Source organism: Corynebacterium sp. BD556, from assembly GCF_038452275.1.
GTDB classification, from domain to species: domain Bacteria; phylum Actinomycetota; class Actinomycetes; order Mycobacteriales; family Mycobacteriaceae; genus Corynebacterium; species Corynebacterium mayonis.
The window spans coordinates 1082562-1101211 of record NZ_CP141643.1 but is presented as its reverse complement, the minus strand read 5'-3'; the positions used below and the strand labels follow the sequence as shown (position 1 = coordinate 1101211).

The window sequence follows — 18650 nt, the reverse complement described above, 5'->3', positions numbered from 1 at the left end:
GAGTTAACAAAAGTTAATCAGTGTTAACAATTGTTTATTGAGGGACATCAAGGGATAGCTGGCAGCAGTGCAGGAAAGGGACGGTGGCCATGACCGTTAGGCGGGATACGCGGGCAAGACAGACCCGCACGACCCAAGCCGGAAAACCCAACCCCCGGACCAGCGGTGAAACACACAGCTTTTCCACCTTGCACCGCCGGATCAGTGACGCGCTCGATGCCCGCCCACTGGTGGACTACACCACCATCCTCACCATCGTCTTAGTGCTAACCGGACTCGGCATCGTCATGGTGTTTAGCTCCTCAATGGCCGTATCCTTTGCTAACTCAGCAAGCGTGTGGGCCACCGCCTTAAAACAGGCCTTCATGGTCAGCCTCGGATTGGTGGCCTTTTGGATCATGCTGCGCATGTCGCCGCAACGGGTGCGTTCGCTGGCAGACATCGCCATGGTCGTGTCCATCCTCATGCTCGTGCTGGTGCTTGTCCCAGGCATCGGCACCGGTAAAGAGGAGGTCGGTTCCCAGTCCTGGATTCTGCTTGGGCCCCTGCGCTTCCAGCCCTCAGAAATGGCCCGCGTGGCCATCGCTGTGTGGGGCGCGAAAATTTTGGCCAATAAGGATCCGAACGCCCCGACCAGGCTAGACAACGGCTTCGCGCCCTTCATCGGTGTCGCGGGTCTGTGTGTGCTTTTGATCGCTTTGCAGGGAGATCTGGGCATGGCAGCATCTTTCGCCCTGGTCATCGGCATTATTGTGTTTTTCGCGGGGATGTCCTCGCTGCTTTTCCTGCCTGTCGTGCTCGCGGCCCTGGCAGTATTCCTCGCGGTGTTTTTGCAAGGGGGTTTCCGTTCGCACCGCTTCCACGTCTATTTCGACGCCCTTTTCGGCCACTTCGAGGACACTCGCGGTGTGGCCTTCCAGTCGCACCAGGGTTTCCTTTCGCTTGGCGACGGCTCCCTGTTCGGCGTCGGCCTCGGCCAATCACGCGCCAAGTGGTTCTACCTCCCGGAAGCGCGCAACGACTTCATTTTCGCCGTCATCGGCGAGGAGCTCGGCCTGTGGGGAGGGGCGCTGGTGATTTCCCTGTTTTGTGCGCTGCTGGTCTTTGGGCTGCGCACCGCCCGTCGCGCCCGGAACCAATACCAGGCACTGCTCGCCGCAGCGTTGACGGCCGGGTTGGTCGCGCAGGCCTTTTCCAACATTGGCTACGTCGTCGGCTTGCTTCCGGTCACCGGGATCCAATTGCCCATGCTTTCTGCCGGCGGTACCTCGGCGGTCATCACGCTGGCCTCGATGGGTATTTTGGCCTCTGTGGCACGCCACGAACCGGACGCAGTCTCCGCCATGCAAAACTACGGACGACCCCTGTGTGACCGAATCTTTTTCATCCCGGAGCCAACCTCCCCCGGCCAGGCGCGCACCCGCGCCCCGAAGCGGGTGCAGACAACCCCCAAGCCAGGCACCCGCGCCGAGCGCGAAGCCCGCTTTGGCACCCCAGTGACAGCGCGGCGCTACCCGCACTCCGCAAGGCGAACAGCAGCAGCGCGTGAGTACCCGCGACGCGACCAGCGCCCCACCCAGCGTCCGGTGCAGCAGACTCATCAGCGTCGCGCCAGCTAACCGCCGAGCTGCTGAGCCCAGTTCGCACAAGAAAGGTGACTGACAACCCCATGTCTGACAAGGCTGACACACTCAACGTGGTGGTGGCTGGCGGCGGAACCGCGGGCCATATCGAACCGGCGCTGGCCGTCGGTGAGGTGCTGCGTGAAGAATTTGGGGCGAACGTGACCGCCGTGGGCACCGAGCGAGGTTTAGAAACCGCTATCGTTCCCGCCCGCGGGTTTGACCTCCAACTGATTGACCCCGTACCCATTCCGCGCGGCAAACCCTGGCTTTTGGCTACTGTGCCAGCGAAATTAGCCCGTTCGGTGAGGCAAACCAGGCGGATCCTGCGCGAAACCGGCGCGCAGGCCGTCTTCGGCACCGGCGGTTATGTCGCCGCCTCCGCCTACCTCGCGGCGGCATCTATGAAGCTGCCCTTTTTCGTCCTGGAGACAAACGCCCTCGCCGGCATGGCAAACAAACTAGGGGTGCGCCTGGGTGGGGTAGGGATGAATGCGGTGGCGGGATCCGGCATGCCCGGAGAAATCGTCGGCATCCCGGTGCGCCCCGGGGTCGGTGTGGACGAAGACGGAGCCAAAGCGCAGCGTGGCTACAAAAAGTGGGGGCTCGACGACAGCCGCCCGACCATCCTTGTCACCGGGGGGTCACAAGGCGCCCGCAGTATCAATGAGGCGCTCGCTGGAGCCGTCGATAAGCTTGTGGCCCAAGGTTTTCAGATCCTCCATGCCTTCGGGCGCAAAAACGACGCGCCGAGCCCGCATGAGCATTACACCGCCGTGCCCTACATCGACGATATGGAAGCGGCCTACGCGGTCGCGGATGTGGTGGTGTGTCGCTCGGGGGCGATGACCGTGGCTGAAAACTCCGCGGCCCAGCTTCCCGCCATTTACGTACCGTTGCCGCATGGAAACGGTGAGCAAGGGCTCAACTCGGCCCACCTTGTGGACCTCGGGGCCGCGGTGCGCATCGATGATGCGGATTTGAACCCGCACACCCTCACAGCGGCCGTCACCGACATCCTCAGCGACCCGAAGCGCTACGAATCCATGAAAGCCGCGCTTGTTTCTTCCGGGGCGGGAAACGTCGCCCAGGTTCTTGCCACGCGTATCGTGCGTGCCGCACGCGCACAATAAACTTATGCACTAGACCCACACCGTGCTTGCAAAGGAGCGCCCAGGCCATGACCGAAGCCACAGAGTCTTCCGCCCCAGACAACGTCGATCTATCGCGCGTCCACCTCATTGGCATTGGGGGTTCAGGGATGTCCGGCCTGGCGCACATCTTGCTCGAACGTGGCAGCACGGTCACGGGCTCCGATGTCAAAGATTCGCTGCCGGTGCGTGCGTTGCGTGCCCGCGGCGCCCAGGTGGCTGTGGGCCACGACGCGGCAAACCTCGAAATGGGCGGTGAGCTTCCCACCGTTGTCGTGACTAGCTTCGCGGCGATTCCTCAGGACAATCCGGAGCTTGTGCGCGCCAGGGAAGAAGGCATCACCCTTCTGCGTCGCTCCGACTTGCTCGCGGAGTTAATGGCCGGGCGCACCCAAGTGTTGATCGCCGGCACCCACGGCAAAACCTCCACGACGTCGATGGCGGTTGTGGCTTTTCAGGCGGCTGGCCTAGACCCGAGCTTCGCCATTGGTGGTCAGCTCAACCGCGCCGGCACCAACGCGCACCACGGTGGGGGCGAGACTTTCATCGCTGAAGCCGATGAGTCCGACGCATCGCTTTTGCGCTACGTTGCCGACATTGCGGTGGTGACCAACATTGAGCCTGACCATCTCGACTACTTCGGCACCGAGGAGGCCTATTTTAAAGTCTTTGATGACTTCGCTGACCGTGTGAAAGAAGGCGGGCATTTGGTGGTGTGCCTCGATGACGACGAAGCGGCCGCCTGCGGTGTACGCGCCCAAGGCCGCGGCGTTAACGTCATCGGCTACGGCACTGCGGAGGCGGCTGCGCGCCACGCGGAGATCCCAGCCGGTGCCGTGGTGGTGGGAGAGGACAACACTGGCCACGGCGTCGAAGTTGTTGTGGAGCTGCGCACCGAACCGACGCCGCGCACGCTGCGCTACGCAATGTCCGTGCCGGGCCGCCACATGGTGCTCAACTCGGCAGGCGCGTTGCTTGCCGGGGCGCTGGCGGGGGCAAATGTGCAGGATTTGGCCCGGGGTTTAGGTGAGTTTACTGGTGTGCGCCGCCGCTTTGAGCTCAAGGGCGTGGTTAGCAAGGGGCCTTTTTCCGGCACCCGCGTTTTCGACGACTACGCTCACCACCCCACGGAGGTTGCTGCTGTTGTGCGCGCCGCACAGCAAAAGGCGCAGGCTGAGGGCGCAGGTGCGCGCGTGGTCGTGTGTTTCCAGCCGCACCTGTATTCGCGCACCATTAATTTCGCTGAGGAGTTCGCCCAGGCGCTTTCGCTTGCCGACGCCACCGTGGTCCTCGATATCTATGGCGCCCGCGAATCCCCCGTCGAGGACGTGACCTCACGCATCATTACCGACAAGATGGCGGACGGGATAGCTGTGCGCTACGAGCCGGATTTCTCGGCCGCACCCGCTGCGGTGCGAGCTGTGACGAAGGCCGGTGACATCGTGGTGACCATGGGGGCGGGCACTGTCACGATGCTTGGCGAGGAAATCCTGCGCGAGCTGACCAGCCCCGGATCTCAGCGTGAGGAGGAATAAACCGTTGTCCACCACGAAGGCTTTCGATCCGCGGGAAGAAGAGGACACCACCCCGGATACACCCGAGGAGGAAACCCAGCAACTTGATGAGCAGGGCACTACCGCTGTCGAGCCGGACAACGAGCCCGAAGAAGATCCGGAGGAGTCAGCCGCGAGGCGTCGGGAAGCGGAGCTGGAACGCAAGCGCAAAACGATCCGACGACGCAGGCAACTCGCCTCCGTCGCCGCGGCTTTAATCGTGGTTTTTGCGATCGCGGCCATCGCTCCTTTTACCCCCGCTCTGCCGGTGAAAAAGGTGGTGGTCAACGGAGCTAACACCCTTGCCGATGAGGAGATCATTGCGGCGTCGGGGATTAGTGAGGGCACCCCCATTGGGCGGGTCGACATGAAAGCGGCAGCCAGTGGTGTGGCGGCCAACGATTGGGTGAAGTCGGCTTCCCTCAAACGTGACTGGCCTTCAACCATTGAAATCACGGTGCGCGAAAACATCGCCGTCGCCTACATCGGGGAGGGTGACCAGGCCCGCCTCATCAATGGGGAGGGCAAGGAGTTCACCGTAGCTACCCCGCCGCCGGGCGCGATCAAAATTGACGGCCCTGCCATCCAGGATGAGGCTGTGCTGGCCGCTGGGGTGGAAGTGGCGACGTCGATAAGCGAACGCATGCGTGGGCAGGTGCTAGCCGTCGTGGCCACAGGCCCTTACGAATTTGAGCTCACGCTTGCTGACGGCAGGAAAGTCACCTGGGGTGCGGCGGAAGATAACGCCAACAAGGCGATCGCGCTTGAAGATATCGTGCAGCGCGAGGGAGGCGAGTTTAACCTGTCGAACCCGGAACTCGTTACCGTCAAATAGGGGAAGCGGCCACTAAAAGACCAGGTCACAACCCTAAAGTTGGGGTTTAGGGTTGTGACACGCCGAACAAAAACAAGGCTTTCCAAAGGTTCGTGGCCCATGATGGACAGCGTTACATTTGACCCCAACAAAAGTGAAAGGCGAGCCATCCTCCATGACCTCCCCAGCTAACTACCTCGCCATGATCCGCGTCGTCGGTGTCGGCGGCGGCGGCGTTAACGCAGTCAACCGCATGATCGAAGAAGGGCTCAAAGGTGTTGAGTTCGTCGCGGTCAACACGGATTCGCAGGCGCTGCTGTTTACCGACGCCGACACCAAGCTCGACATCGGGCGCGAAGCTACCCGCGGTCTAGGTGCTGGCGCCAACCCGGAGGTTGGACGCACCTCCGCCGAGGACCACAAACAGGAGATTGAGGAATCCCTCAAAGGCTCCGACATGGTCTTTGTCACCGCCGGCGAAGGCGGCGGCACCGGAACGGGCGCTGCACCGGTTGTGGCAGGAATAGCCAAGAAAATGGGTGCGCTGACCATTGGTGTAGTCACCCGCCCCTTTTCCTTTGAAGGAAAGCGCCGCACCCGCCAGGCACTCGAGGGCATTGAAAACCTCAAGGAGGTCTGTGACACAGTCATCGTCATCCCCAACGATCGCCTCCTCCAGCTCGGGGACGCCGAACTTTCCATGATGGAAGCCTTCCGCGCCGCCGATGAGGTGCTCCACAACGGTGTCCAAGGCATCACCAACCTGATCACCATTCCGGGCATGATCAACGTCGACTTCGCAGACGTACGCTCCGTCATGCAAGACGCCGGCTCCGCCCTGATGGGCGTTGGCTCTGCCCGCGGCGACAACCGCGTCATGGCCGCCACCGAACAAGCAATCAACTCCCCGCTTTTAGAAACCACCATGGAAGGCGCCAAAGGCGTGCTCATCTCCGTTGCCGGCGGTTCCGACCTTGGCCTGGTGGAGGTCCACGACGCCGCCTCCATCGTCGAGGCGAAAGCCGATGAAGACGCCAACATTATCTTCGGCACCATCATCGACGACAACCTCGGCGACGAAGTACGCGTGACCATCATCGCCACCGGCTTCGACGAGAAAGCCAACGCGCGCAACGGCAACCAAACCTCCCCCCTTACGCAGGGCGAAGTGCAGGCGGGCGACAAGAGCGTCTCCGCCGAGTCGGCGGCTGCGGCTGATTCCGCAACACCAACACCAACACCAGCACCGGCTCGCGGTTCGCTTTTCGACGAACGCGCTGAGCCCTACCAGCCCCGCCACCGCTACGAGGATCGCAGCTCCGGGCTGTTTACTCACTCCGAGCGCAACGACCGCGAAGCGCGTGAGATGCGCGGCGGCGCAGACGACAGCGACGATCTCGACGTGCCTGATTTCATGCGCTAGATGCTTCGCTAGGGTGGTGGTCATGGCACCCGAAAGCGCGCAGAGCCTGAAAAACCGCCCCGTCCGCATGGTGTTTACCACCCGCGCCGGCGGGGCTTCAGCATCCCCTTATGATTCCTTTAACTTAGCTGAGCACGTCGGAGACGACCCGGAGCACGTCCGGGCTAACCGAGCGAGACTGGCTCACGCGCTGGGCATTGCGCCCGACCGTTTCGTGTGGATGGAGCAGCTCCACACCAACACAGTCACGGTGGTCGACGGGCCACAGCCGGGCCCCGTGCAAGCCACCGACGCTTTGGTGACCACCACACATGGGCTCGCTTTGTGTGTACTTGTCGCCGACTGCACACCCGTTTTGCTTTTCGATATCGAAGCTGGGGTGATCGGCGCCGCCCATGCCGGGCGCATCGGAGCGCGAAACGCAATCGTGCCGGCGACTGTGCGCGCGATGGTCGACCAGGGGGCTCGCCCCGAAGCGATCCAAGTCCTTCTCGGCCCAGCCGCGGCGGGAGAATCCTACGAGGTGCCGCGGCAGATGGCGGAGGACGTCGAAAAGCACCTGCCCGGCTCACTGACGCGCACGAGGAAAGGAACCTGCGGCATCGACGTGCGGGCAGGGCTTGTGCGCCAACTGATGGAAATGGGCGTGACCCATATCGACGCCGACCCGCGCGACACCGTCACCGACGAGGACTTCTTCTCATACCGGCGAGAGGGCACGACAGGCAGACAAGCCGCAGTGATCTGGCTCACGGGCAAACAGGAGCACAAACAACAATGACACGCAGAGACGACATCGCCACCAACCTCGCCGCGGTGCGCGAACGCATCCGCGAAGCTGAACAGCAGGCGGGCCGGGAGCCGGGCAGCGTAGCGCTGATCCCGGTGAGCAAATTCCACCCAGCGCAGGACATCGCAATCCTCGCGCAGCTAGGTGTGCCGCTTGTCGGTGAAAACCGCGAGCAAGAAGCCCGCAGTAAGGCGCAGTGGCTTGCCGCCAACAACTGCAGCATCGGCATCGCCATGATCGGCCAAGTGCAGTCGAAAAAGGCTAACGCCGTGGCCCGCTGGGCCCATGAGGTTCACTCGGTCGACTCAGTGAAACTGGCTACACACCTCGACCGCGGCGTCGCTCTTGCCCTTGAGCGCGGCGACCGCGCCACAGGAGATGTCAGGTGTCTCGTCCAGCTTTCTGCAGACGGCGACACGAAACGCGGCGGAGCGCCGCTGGAGCAAGTTGATGAGGTAGTCGAAGCCGTCGAGGCCGCACACAACCTCATCTTTGGCGGCTTCATGGTTGTGCCCCCGCTCGACTCGGAGCCGCAGCGCGTCTTTGCATCCGCGCGCAACCTTACCGACGCCCACGCAACCGCCCTGGGGCGGCCCCTCGTGCTGTCTGCCGGAATGTCCGGCGACTTCGAGCAGGCCATCGCAGCCGGATCCGACATCGTGCGTGTCGGAACCGGAGTGCTTGGGAAGCGTTCCGTAGGCTGACAGCGACGTTTATTTTCAGACGCGACAACTGCCTCATTATCCAACGGACCTCAGGGAGCAACATGTCTTTTTTCGGTAGTGCGAAAGAATTCTTCGGCCTCGGCTCGTACAACGACGACGAATACTACGACGACCCGCAGTACAACGAGTCCGGGGCGCCCGCCTACGGCCAGGCGCGCGCAGCGGAGCCGGGCTCAACTCGCGATTATGACTCTCGTGCTCCCCGCCGCGAGGCTTCCACTTACGCCCCGGCGATTGTCACCGCCATGCCGCGTTCCTATAACGACGCGAAAGACATCGGTGAGCCTTTCCGCGACGGCGACGCTGTCTTGATGGATCTGACCGACCTGGACAAAGCTGACGCTAAGCGCGTCATCGATTTCGCCGCGGGCCTGTGCTTTGCCCTGCGCGGCCAGATGCTTAACCTGTCGCGCGGGCTGGACACCAACCGCCGCGTCTTTGCGATCACCCCCGAACACGCGCGCTTTTCCAAGACTGAGCTGCAGCGCGCAGCGCACCTGCGTTAAGCGTCCCGCTGTAGAATTCACCGCCCCGGAGAAATGTCGCGCACCCACCCGGGGCGGTTTTTGTATGCCCGTGGTCGGCTGGCAGGTAGAGTGTGCAAACGTGGCACTTTTAGGAGCTATTTTGTACGCGCTGGTGGGGATCTACTCCCTCCTGGTCATTATTCGTCTGATCATCGAGATGGTGCAGTCTTTCTCACGGAATTTCCAACCCCCGCGCTGGTTTATGGTCGGCGCAGAAGGACTTTTCGTGGCGACGGACCCGCCTGTCAAAGCACTTCGCAAACTCATACCTCCTCTGCGCTTGCAGGGCGGAGTGGCGTTGGATGTCAGTGTGATCGCGCTGTTTCTCCTTCTTGCGCTGCTGCAATTCCTCATTAAGGCCTTCCTCGTCGTGCCGTTTCTGTGAGGTGCCCCAAAAACTTAGTTCCACTTGTGGGCGCTTCACACTCACCCTCCGGTGGACATAGAGGGTATAAATAACATTGGCACGGGACTCACTCGGCTACACTTTTGGGCTAATACGTAAAACTCTATGAAATGGACTGGGTGAATCCCGTATTCTGGGTTTCGCTCGCGTGCCTGCCGCCTTGAGGCAAGCACGACACAAACGAAGGGATCGCTAATGCCGCTCACACCAGCAGACGTGCACAATGTCGCCTTTAGCAAGCCGCCTATCGGCAAGCGGGGTTACAACGAAGACGAGGTCGACCAGTTCCTCGACCTCGTCGAAGACACGCTTGCGCAGCTGCAGGATGAAAACGACGAGCTGCGTGCTCGCGTCGAGGAGTTGAGCCAAGGCGGCCAGCCGGCAGCCTCCGCCTCGGTCCGCGATTTCGCCTCCGAGAAGACCTCCCAGGTCGATGAAGCCGAAGTGCGCAAGAAGCTTGAGGCTGAGCTGCGCTCCGAGTTCGAGGACAAGCTGCGCGAGGCGAATGAGGCGAAGTTCCGCGCCGAAAATGAGGCGCACAGCGCCAAGGAAGAAGCCGCCCGCGCCCGCAAGGAAGCTGAGCAGGCACACGCTAAGACCGCTGCTGCCGAGACAAGGAAAGCAGCCGTATCCCAGCCGCAGGCCACCGCCGAGCAGTCCGCCACTTCCACGGGTGATGCCCACGTCCAGGTTGCCAAGATTCTTGGTCTGGCGCAGGAGACAGCCGACCGTCTCACCGCCGACGCTCGGGTTGAGGCCCGCAACGTGCTCGATGAGGCTCACAGCGCAGCAGAAAAGCAGATGCAGGAGGCAGAAGCCCGCTCCCGTTCGCAGCTTGCTGACGCCGACAAGCAGGCCAAGGACACCGCTGCCAAGGCGGAGTCCCACGCCCGGCAGTTGGTCGCTGACGCGGAGCTTAAAGCCAACGAGATCACCAGCGAGGCGAACTCTCGCGCCGAGGCCCAGATCCGCCAGGCCGAGGAACAGGCTGCCAAGCTGCAAAGCGATGCAGAGCGCAAGCACACGGAGATCATGAACACGGTCAAGCAGCAGCAGACCGCCCTAGAAAACCGGATCGCCGAGCTGCGTACATTCGAGCGCGAGTACCGCACCCGTTTGAAGACGCTTTTGGAGTCTCAGCTCGAGGAGCTGGAAACTCGCGGCACCTCCGCCCCCACCGGCGGCAACGCGGAGCGGTAAACTCCTTTCGATTCATCCGCACCCAACCCCCGGCACACACGCTCAAGCCGGGGGTTGGGTGCACAGTTGGGAGTTGCTCTTGACAGGTGAGTTACACTGGCAGAGCATCACCATCGAGCACGTGTTGATCCGGCTATCACCGGGGAGCGTTTCCGGAAGAACAGCGCCGTTTTCTCGGTGCCCAGTAGAACCGGACGTCGCAGGAAGACGTCACTTCCTTCACCACAAATGAAGTGGGGGCAGGCAAGAAATTGTGAGCTCCAAGCAGGGTGGTACCGCGCGGCAATAAAGTTGCGTCCCTGCAGGTTTCGGAAGAATTTGTGTGAGTGAAGGAGAAGATGACATGGCTGACGTCGGCGGTGTCTACCCCAAGGTCGACCTGACCGCAGGCAGCTCGAAGTTCCCCGAGATGGAGCGGAAGGTTCTCGAGTTTTGGCGGGAAGACGACACCTTCCAGGCTTCTTTGGACAACCGCGAGGGCTGCAAAGAATACGTTTTCAATGATGGGCCGCCGTTTGCCAACGGTCTGCCTCACTACGGACACCTGCTGACGGGCTACGTCAAAGATATTGTTCCGCGCTACCGCACGATGGCCGGCTACCACGTGCCGCGTGTGTTTGGGTGGGATTGCCACGGCCTGCCCGCCGAGCTGGAGGCGGAAAAGCAGCTTGGCATTAAAGACAAGGGCGAGATCGAGGCCATGGGCCTGGATAAGTTCAACGAGTTTTGCGCGCAGTCCGTTTTGGAGTATGCGGGGGAGTGGGAGGACTACGTCACCCGCCAGGCCCGCTGGGTCGATTTTGACAACGGCTATAAAACCATGGACTTGGACTTCATGGAGTCCGTCATGTGGGCGTTTAAAGAGCTCTACGACAAAGGCCTGATCTACCAGGGTTTCCGTGTGTTGCCTTACTCCTGGGCGGAGCACACCCCGCTGTCGAACCAGGAAACACGCTTGGACGATTCCTACCGTGACCGCCAGGACCCGACCGTGACTGTGACGCTGCCGTTTACCGGTGCGCGCGGAGGTTTCCCGGCTGCGGCAACGTGGCAGGCCCACCCCGAGCTGCATGACGCCGCCGCGATCGCCTGGACCACCACCCCATGGACCCTGCCGTCAAATCTGGCCCTGGCAGTCGGCCCGGATATCGAGTACTCCCTCGTCGAGGTCAGCGAGGACGGGGCAGAAGGCTTCGCGGGCGAAAAGCTCCTCCTTGCGACGAACCTTTTGGGTGCTTATGCCAAGGAATTAGGCAGCGAGCCGAAGGTTGTAGCCACGTTTACGGGCAAAGAGTTGGAGGGGCTGGAATACACCCCAGTCTTCGACTACTTTGCCGACCAGGAAAATGCCTTTATGGTGCTGCTGGCCGACTACGTCACCACCGAGGACGGTACCGGTGTTGTCCACCAAGCCCCCGCCTTCGGCGAGGACGACATGAACACCACCGAAGCCTACGGCATCGAGTTGGTTATCCCGGTTGACGCGGACGGCAAGTTCACTTCCTTGGTGCCGGACTACCAGGGCAAGTTGGTCTTTGATGCAAACCGCGACATCATCCGCGACCTGAAGGCGAAAAACCGTGTTGTGCGCGATCAGACCATCGTTCACTCCTACCCGCACTCTTGGCGTTCGGGCGAGCCGCTGATCTACATGGCGTTGCCCGGCTGGTTTGTCAAGGTCACTGAGTTTCGCGACCGAATGGTGGAACTTAACCAGGAAATTGAGTGGATCCCCTCCCATATCCGCGATGGGCAGTTCGGCAAGTGGCTCGAGGGTGCGCGCGACTGGAACATCTCGCGCACACGCTACTGGGGTTCGCCGGTTCCCGCCTGGGTTTCAGACGATCCGCGCTACCCCCGCGTGGACGTCTACGGTTCCCTTGATGAGCTAGAGCGTGACTTTGGTACCCGTCCGGCCTCGCTGCACCGTCCGCACATTGATGAGTTGGTGCGTCCGAACCCGGATGATCCGACCGGTAAGTCAATGATGCGGCGGGTGCCGGACGTGTTGGATTGCTGGTTCGAGTCCGGCTCGATGCCTTTCGCCCAGTACCACTACCCGTTTGAAAACGTCGAGGAGCACGATACCCGCCAGCCGGCGGACTTCATTGTGGAGTACTCCGGCCAGTCCCGCGGCTGGTTCTACGTTCAGCACGTGTTGTCTACTGCGCTGTTTGACCGCCCGGCGTTTAAGAAGGTTGTTGCCCACGGCATCGTGCTGGGCAACGACGGGCTGAAAATGTCGAAGTCGAAGGGCAACTACCCGGATGTCACTGAAGCTTTCGACCGCGACGGCTCTGATGCGATGCGCTGGTTCTTGATGTCCTCGCCGATCCTGCGCGGCGGGAACCTGGTCGTTACGGAGCAGGGTATCCGCGACGGCGTGAGACAAGCACTGTTGCCGATCTGGAACGCCTACAGTTTCTTGCAGCTCTACGCATCTGAGGAAGCCACGTGGTCGACCGATTCGGACAATGTGCTGGATCGCTACGTTTTGGCCAAAACCCACGACTTGGTCGAAAGCGTCGGTGAGGCACTAAGTGATACCCGTATCGCGGATGCCTGCGACGAGGTCCGCCAGTTCGCCGACACGCTGACCAATTGGTACGTGCGCCGCTCCCGCGACCGTTTCTGGGAAGGTCAAGAAAAGCACCCGGAGGCCTTCAACACTTTGTACACGGTGCTTGAGGTACTCACACGTGTGACAGCGCCGCTTTTGCCGTATATCTCCGAGGTGATCTGGCGTGGTTTGACTGGGGGGCGTTCAGTCCACTTGGCTGATTTCCCGCAGGCGGCGGACTTGCCTGCGGATGACAGCTTGGTCGCCGCTATGGACGCCACCCGGTCGGTGTGTTCGGCGGCCAGCTCGGTGCGCAAGGCCAATAAGTTGCGCAACCGCCTGCCCTTGCCGAAGTTGACGGTGGCGCTGCCGAACTCCGCAGATTTGGCCGAGTTCGTCGCTGCGATCCGCGATGAGGTCAACGTCAAAGATGTCGAGCTTACCGACGACGTCGATTCCGCCGGGACTTTCGAGGTTGTGGTAAATGCTAAGGTCGCGGGCCCGAAGCTGGGCCGCGATGTGCAGCGCGCCATCAAAAACGTCAAGGCTGGAAACTACGTCCGTGAGGGTGAGAACGTGGTGGTGGACGGGGATATCGTGTTGACCCCGGAGCTCTACACGCAGCGTCTGGTGGCGGAGAACCCCGATTCCACCGCTCGGATCGAAGGTGCTGGTGGGGCCGATGGTTTGGTTGTGTTGGACACCACCGTCACCTCTGAGCTGGAGGCTGAGGGGTGGGCTGCCGACGTGATCCGCGGCATCCAGGACGCCCGCAAGAATGAGGGCTTCGCGGTCAGTGACCGTATCGCGGCGGTGCTGTTCGTTCCGGAGGACAAGCACCCCTGGGCCCAACAGCATGCGGCGCACATCGCCAGCGAGACATTGGCCACCTCCTTTGAGGTCCGCACCGCCGGCGAGGGCGCTCACAAGGTGCTTGAAGGTGTGAGTGCGAATGTGGTGAAGAACGGCTAAGTCGGTGGGTAGTTGGGCGCCTGCGGGCCTGATGGCCCTGTCCGGCGCCTCCCTTTATGCCGGGGCGGCCGTCGCCGTCGGGCTTTTCGACGCCTTTGCGCCCGCCCTCGTTGCCTGGTTGCGCATCAGTGCTGCCGCGCTGCTGCTTTGTGCGTTGCGTCGGCCGGCACCGCGCGATTTTTTCGGCCGCGCAGGGGTCGGTGCCGCAGTGTTCGGCCTCATGACGATCGGTATGAATATGGCCTTCTACCTGGCCATCGCTTCCATTCCTCTGGGCACTGCCGTAGCGGTGGAGTTTCTTGGCCCGGTGGTCATCGCGGCGCTGGGGTCGCGCTCGGCGCGTGACTGGGCGGCGCTTGCCTTAGCTGCCGCGGGCGTGCTGGTGATTTCGGGTGCGACCTGGTCCGGCTCTGGTGCGGGCATTGTGTGGGCGCTGGCGGCGGGCGCGTTGTGGGCGGGCTATATTGTCACCGGGTCGAGGATTGCGTCAGGTGGGGCGCCAAAAAGCGCAACCGCGGTCGGCTTTGGTTGGGCGGCCCTGCTTGGCGCCCCGGCGGTTGTCGCGCTGTGGCCGCGCGGGGTGGTGGGCACACAGATTGCCCCGGCGGAGCTTGCGGTGCTCTGGCTCGGGCTCGGGTTGCTTTCCGCCGCGATCCCGTACTCGCTTGACCAGGTGGTTATGCGCATGTCGGGCCCAGCGCGCTTCGCGCTGCTGCAGGCGATGTTGCCGCTGGCCGCCACGCTCATCGGGGCTGTGGCGCTCGGGCAGATGCTCACCGCGGCGGAAGCTGTGGGCATCGCGCTCATCGTGGCCGCGGTGGCGCTGCGGCAGTGGAAACGCTAACTCCCGTGTTCAGTGCTTTTCGCGCAGAGGGAGTGCTTTGCCAATGTCAGTGCAAAAATCCGCCGGCGGCACGGCCGGGAACTTGGACTGCCTGGGTGGCCCATAATTTCCGCGGATCGAGTTTTCTAGCTCCGCAGCCTTAACGGTGCTGCAAGTTTAAGTCGCAGGTTGGCGTCGATTCGGGAGGAACTGTTTATTGAACTTGCAAACAACAAGCGCTCGCTGCGTAAAGCACGCAAATTGACGCGAGCTGCGGTGGGAGAGCGGATGGGTGGGCTCACCATTAATCGGATCAGCCAGGTCGAATCCGTTGCGCTGTCGCTGACATGCAGATCTAGGCATGGGCAGATCAGGCCAAAGCAGTCGGTGGTTTTGTCACCACTGCCGGCGACAACAGCAACTCCCACCCCAGCGTCGCGCAATCCAATGAGCTGGTGAGAAGCGAAGCAGCACAACCGGCGACAGTGGACTCAACAAAGATAAGTTCGATAAAAACCCCTTCCGGAAAATTTCAAAACGGGGGCCCGCGCGAGGCGCCTGCGTGTTTCAAAATCTAACCTCCCTGGCTGCTGCCCTTTTTCCCCCACACAGTTTTGGCCACGCCAGTGGTAGCGGTGCTTTCTACCCCGAAGAATCACGGCGTGACACGGAAGTTGCCGCTTAGATCGGGCGCGCCAGATTTCGACGCTGAAACAGGGCAATCTATCGTGTGCGCAGGTGTACTTCCTGAGCTTTTTGGCGTGTGTAAATTGCGAGCACGCTGCGCTAACGCCCCACCTTAAGCTCATGCATGCTCGGTTCTCGCTCGCACTTAAACAGCGATTTCTTGAGGGCATCCGCGCCCAAGAAAAAACGATAATGCTTTAAAAAAGCGCGGGGAAAGTGCTCATAGCAGGCGACGGCGTTGCCCGCCAAAGCGCCGCGGCTTTGGCCGCGTCTAGGCCCGGCCTGCGTCTTACTAGTGAGGGTGCGCTGCCTTATGAGGACGTGACTTAGCGCGATACTCTGGGCTCATGACTCGCTGGGTGTTGCACATCGACATGGACGCGTTTTACGCCTCCTGCGAGCAGCTCACCCGGCCCACACTTAAAGGCCGACCCGTTTTAGTGGCGGGGGTCACCGGCAGAGGAGTGGTCGCCGGCGCGAGCTACGAAGCACGCAAGTACGGGGCGCGCTCCGCCATGCCCACGCACCGCGCTGCGCGACTGGTGGGGCCCAAGGCGGTGCTCGTCGAGCCGCGCCGCGCCGTCTACACCACCGCATCGCGCCGGGTATTTGAAATCATCGGGCGGCATGTGGAAGTAGTCGAGCAGCTCTCCATCGACGAGGCTTTCTTGGAACCCGCGGAGCTTATCGACGCCACCCCCGCAGCCGTGTGCGACTGGGCCAACGAGCTGCGTGAGGCCATCCGGGAGGAAACGGGCCTGCCCAGCTCCATCGGTGCTGGCAGCGGCAAACAGTACGCGAAGATCGGCTCCGGTTTGGCCAAACCCGATGGGGTCTTTGTAATCCCGCATGCGCACCAAACGCAGATCCTTCACCCGCTGCCAGTCGGCGAGCTGTGGGGTGCGGGCCCTGTCACCCAAGCAAAGCTGGCCACGGCGGGAGTGGACACCATTGGAGACCTCGCGGCGCTGAGTGAAAAAGAGGTGGAGATTGCGCTTGGGGGAGTCGTAGGCAAACAACTGTGGACCCTGGCACGCGGCGTTGACGAAAGACCCGTAGCGCCACGAGCCGTAGCCAAACAAATCTCCGCGGAACACACCTACCCACGCGATTTGCAGACCTCAGCGGAGGTAGACGAAGCACTCAAACGCGCCGCCGCCGAAGCTCATCGCCGCCTGCTCAAAGACGGGCGCGGCGCGCGGACAGTGAGCGTGAAGTTGCGAATGGCAGATTTCCGTATCGAGTCGCGCTCCGCCACCTTGACCTACGCCACCGACGGCGCCGCAACTCTTCTCGCCACCGCCATGAACCTAGTGCGCTACCCGGATGAAGTCGGCCCCATCCGCTTAGTGGGAGTGTCCTACTCCGGGCTGGAAAACGCGCTCCAGGACGTTTTGTTTCCCGAGCTGGACCACAAAATCCAGGTGCGTGCCCCCCGCGAACTCGACTACGACAACGGGGTCAGCGACCATAAACCGCACATGCATGTGGTAAAAGACCACACACCCGGGCCGCTGCGTGGCGCCTGGCGCGCCACGCAAGATGTCCACCACCCCAAGTACGGCCACGGGTGGGTGCAAGGCTCAGGTTTAGGGAGAGTGACTGTGCGCTTTGAAACACGGGCAACGGGACCGGGCAGGATAGTCAACCTCCGCGCCGACGACCCAGACCTCTCCACCGCCGACCCAGTGGCTTCCCTGGCGTGGGAAGATTGGCTAGAAACCGAGCAGGACTGAAGGCTCAGTTCCCGTCGCCAGCGCCGTAACCAAAGCGATGCGGGCTTGGCCGGCGCGCAACCAACCAGCAGATAACGCACCGAGCTCGCCCAAGCTGGCGCCGCCACCAGCTCCGCCGTAGGCTAACTGCACCTCGCCGAAAGCGACTGAGGTGGACACGACCACCGGGATCTTGGCAGATAGCGCGCGGGCAAGTGCTTGCCCCATCTCCGCAGAGACATTACCGGACCCCAGCGCCTCTATGACGATGCCGTCAGGGCGAGTGGAGATGACATAGTCCACCAACGCGCCATCCGCGCCGGGCCAGGCACGCAAAATGGGTACGTTGAACTGGGCCAGCGGCGCGGGGGCCACCGGCCGGGGGCGCGGCAGGGTCATGGGGGCACTCAACTCGAAAGCACGAAGATTTTGGGTGTCCTTTTTGAGCAGACCACGCGCCGCATGAGTGTCGCCGCCGAAATTGACCATCACACCGCGGCCACGGGACAGCGGATCCGCAGCTAGGGAAATCGCCCGGTGTAAGTTCTTCGGCCCGTCGGCCTGTGGGTGGTCGGCGGGGTATTGGGCGCCGGTGAGCACGATCGGGCGTGCATCGTCGTGGACCAAGTCGAGAGCCAAGGCCGTCTCCGCCATTGAATCGGTACCGTGGGTGATGACGATGCCGCAAATGCGGGCGTCGGCAAGCGCCTTGCGCGATAAATCAATCAACGTGTCGATGTCTGCAAGCCGAACCGACGAAGAATCTAGGCTCAACGCATCGAAAACGCGAACCTCCTCGGTGGTTCCACAGTCGCGCACCAACTCCTCCGCCGAAAGCCGCGGAACCAGCGAGCCAGTGGCGGGGTCGGTCGTCGAGGCGATCGTGCCGCCAGTGGAGATGACAAGTACAAATGTGGTGGACAACGCTGTCTTTCCAAAGTGTTAATTGAGGATTAAGTGGACTCCCCGGTAACCTTAGTCGGGTTAGCCGCCGCCCAGCCGCAGAATCCATGTGCGAAACCGCGGTGGGGTGGCGCCTCAAGGAGATCCAAGGAGAAAAACGTGAACGCGACAAAAACCACCGCAACGATCGCCGCTTTCGGCGCCGCGTTGAGCTTGGCCGCATGCTCCAACGACAACGAGGGCGGTGCAAGCTCGTCCACATCCGCCTCCCCGGACGCCTCCAGCAACGCTGCCCAGGCCCCGGTAGCGGAGCTGCCCACGGCCGAGGAGCTCAACGCCGTGCTCATCCGCGCAACCGACCCGAACCTGCCAATTGAAGAACGCGTCAACACCGTCCAAGGAGGCGACACTGCGCCTGAGCTTTTCGACGTCATGGCGCGATCCCAGCAGGAATCCGGCGCGAACTTCCAGGTCGTCGACCCCGTTTTGCCCGGCTACTCACCAAATACTGCCCTGGCCACGGTGAACTTCACCGCCCCGGACGCCCAGGCTCAACTCGCCGAAAACGTCGAGTTCATGTACGAAAATGGCAACTGGAAGCTGTCCCAATCTTGGGCCTGCACCCTGGTAACCAACACCCTGCCCGCCGAACAGATCCCGCAGATGTGCCGCACTCAGGTGCCCGCCGGCGAAGCGCCCGCGCCCGCACCCGCACCCGCACCCGCCCAGGGCGGGCCTGTTGAAGGTGCCCCCGCACCGGCACTCTAAACCGCCGATGA

15 protein-coding genes are annotated in these 18650 nt (G+C 62.2%); 14 read left to right on the top strand and 1 reads right to left on the bottom strand.

Annotated features, from left to right (window positions below; genetic code table 11):
* Nucleotides 1–89: 89 nt before the first annotated feature.
* The 13 genes from VLL26_RS05190 to VLL26_RS05130 all read left to right on the top strand — a co-directional run bounded on the left by VLL26_RS05190 (nucleotide 90) and on the right by VLL26_RS05130 (nucleotide 16989).
* On the top strand, nucleotides 90–1619 hold the full coding sequence (locus VLL26_RS05190; RefSeq protein WP_342320044.1) for an FtsW/RodA/SpoVE family cell cycle protein: 1530 nt from the start codon (nucleotides 90–92) through the stop codon (nucleotides 1617–1619).
* 50 nt (nucleotides 1620–1669) lie between these two features.
* Complete coding sequence (locus VLL26_RS05185) at nucleotides 1670–2755, top strand: UDP-N-acetylglucosamine--N-acetylmuramyl-(pentapeptide) pyrophosphoryl-undecaprenol N-acetylglucosamine transferase (RefSeq protein ID WP_342320043.1); 1086 nt, start codon at nucleotides 1670–1672, stop codon at nucleotides 2753–2755.
* Between the two features lie 47 nt (nucleotides 2756–2802).
* Nucleotides 2803–4308 carry a UDP-N-acetylmuramate--L-alanine ligase gene (gene murC, locus VLL26_RS05180; protein ID WP_342320042.1) on the top strand — a complete coding sequence of 502 codons (1506 nt, stop codon included), beginning with the start codon at nucleotides 2803–2805 and terminating at the stop codon, nucleotides 4306–4308.
* A gap of 4 nt (nucleotides 4309–4312) precedes the next feature.
* Nucleotides 4313–5161 carry a cell division protein FtsQ/DivIB gene (locus tag VLL26_RS05175; RefSeq protein ID WP_342320041.1) on the top strand — a complete coding sequence of 283 codons (849 nt, stop codon included), beginning with the start codon at nucleotides 4313–4315 and terminating at the stop codon, nucleotides 5159–5161.
* A gap of 154 nt (nucleotides 5162–5315) precedes the next feature.
* On the top strand, nucleotides 5316–6563 hold the full coding sequence (ftsZ, locus tag VLL26_RS05170; protein WP_342320040.1) for a cell division protein FtsZ: 1248 nt from the start codon (nucleotides 5316–5318) through the stop codon (nucleotides 6561–6563).
* Nucleotides 6564–6585: 22 nt separating this feature from the next.
* The gene (gene pgeF, locus VLL26_RS05165) at nucleotides 6586–7344 is read left to right on the top strand and encodes a peptidoglycan editing factor PgeF (RefSeq protein WP_342320039.1); all 759 of its coding nucleotides are present in this window, start codon (nucleotides 6586–6588) and stop codon (nucleotides 7342–7344) included.
* On the top strand, nucleotides 7341–8057 hold the full coding sequence (locus VLL26_RS05160) for a YggS family pyridoxal phosphate-dependent enzyme (RefSeq protein WP_342320038.1): 717 nt from the start codon (nucleotides 7341–7343) through the stop codon (nucleotides 8055–8057). Before pgeF ends, VLL26_RS05160 begins: the two co-directional genes overlap by 4 nt.
* 62 nt (nucleotides 8058–8119) lie before the next feature.
* Nucleotides 8120–8584: a cell division protein SepF gene (locus VLL26_RS05155; RefSeq protein WP_342320037.1), complete on the top strand. Its 465-nt coding sequence runs from the start codon at nucleotides 8120–8122 to the stop codon at nucleotides 8582–8584.
* Nucleotides 8585–8684: 100 nt separating this feature from the next.
* Entirely contained in the window at nucleotides 8685–8990 is a 306-nt protein-coding gene (locus VLL26_RS05150) for a YggT family protein (RefSeq protein ID WP_342320036.1), read from the top strand.
* A 216-nt stretch (nucleotides 8991–9206) separates the two neighbouring features.
* A complete protein-coding gene (locus tag VLL26_RS05145; protein ID WP_342320035.1) occupies nucleotides 9207–10211 on the top strand; it encodes a DivIVA domain-containing protein in 1005 nt (334 codons plus the stop codon).
* A gap of 343 nt (nucleotides 10212–10554) precedes the next feature.
* Nucleotides 10555–13743 carry an isoleucine--tRNA ligase gene (gene ileS, locus VLL26_RS05140; protein ID WP_342320034.1) on the top strand — a complete coding sequence of 1063 codons (3189 nt, stop codon included), beginning with the start codon at nucleotides 10555–10557 and terminating at the stop codon, nucleotides 13741–13743.
* A gap of 31 nt (nucleotides 13744–13774) precedes the next feature.
* Complete coding sequence (locus tag VLL26_RS05135; RefSeq protein WP_342320157.1) at nucleotides 13775–14587, top strand: EamA family transporter; 813 nt, start codon at nucleotides 13775–13777, stop codon at nucleotides 14585–14587.
* 1013 nt (nucleotides 14588–15600) lie between these two features.
* Nucleotides 15601–16989 (top strand): DNA polymerase IV, encoded by a 1389-nt coding sequence (locus VLL26_RS05130; protein WP_342320033.1) that lies wholly within the window; start codon nucleotides 15601–15603, stop codon nucleotides 16987–16989.
* Here the strand turns inward: VLL26_RS05130 and VLL26_RS05125 are convergent.
* Nucleotides 16969–17892: an asparaginase gene (locus VLL26_RS05125; RefSeq protein ID WP_342320032.1), complete on the bottom strand. Its 924-nt coding sequence runs from the start codon at nucleotides 17890–17892 to the stop codon at nucleotides 16969–16971. The genes VLL26_RS05130 and VLL26_RS05125 overlap by 21 nt on opposite strands.
* Nucleotides 17893–18030: 138 nt before the next feature.
* On the opposite strand from VLL26_RS05125, the gene VLL26_RS05120 reads away from it, so the two are divergent.
* The gene (locus VLL26_RS05120; RefSeq protein WP_342320031.1) at nucleotides 18031–18639 is read left to right on the top strand and encodes a hypothetical protein; all 609 of its coding nucleotides are present in this window, start codon (nucleotides 18031–18033) and stop codon (nucleotides 18637–18639) included.
* Nucleotides 18640–18650 lie beyond the last annotated feature (11 nt).

Coding starts and splice junctions, on each gene's coding strand:
- VLL26_RS05190 (WP_342320044.1), top strand. CDS start 90: ATGACCGTTAGGCGGGATACGCGGGCAAGACAGACCCGCACGACCCAA.
- VLL26_RS05185 (WP_342320043.1), top strand. CDS start 1,670: ATGTCTGACAAGGCTGACACACTCAACGTGGTGGTGGCTGGCGGCGGA.
- murC (WP_342320042.1), top strand. CDS start 2,803: ATGACCGAAGCCACAGAGTCTTCCGCCCCAGACAACGTCGATCTATCG.
- ftsZ (WP_342320040.1), top strand. CDS start 5,316: ATGACCTCCCCAGCTAACTACCTCGCCATGATCCGCGTCGTCGGTGTC.
- pgeF (WP_342320039.1), top strand. CDS start 6,586: ATGGCACCCGAAAGCGCGCAGAGCCTGAAAAACCGCCCCGTCCGCATG.
- VLL26_RS05160 (WP_342320038.1), top strand. CDS start 7,341: ATGACACGCAGAGACGACATCGCCACCAACCTCGCCGCGGTGCGCGAA.
- VLL26_RS05155 (WP_342320037.1), top strand. CDS start 8,120: ATGTCTTTTTTCGGTAGTGCGAAAGAATTCTTCGGCCTCGGCTCGTAC.
- VLL26_RS05145 (WP_342320035.1), top strand. CDS start 9,207: ATGCCGCTCACACCAGCAGACGTGCACAATGTCGCCTTTAGCAAGCCG.
- ileS (WP_342320034.1), top strand. CDS start 10,555: ATGGCTGACGTCGGCGGTGTCTACCCCAAGGTCGACCTGACCGCAGGC.
- VLL26_RS05135 (WP_342320157.1), top strand. CDS start 13,775: ATGGCCCTGTCCGGCGCCTCCCTTTATGCCGGGGCGGCCGTCGCCGTC.
- VLL26_RS05130 (WP_342320033.1), top strand. CDS start 15,601: ATGACTCGCTGGGTGTTGCACATCGACATGGACGCGTTTTACGCCTCC.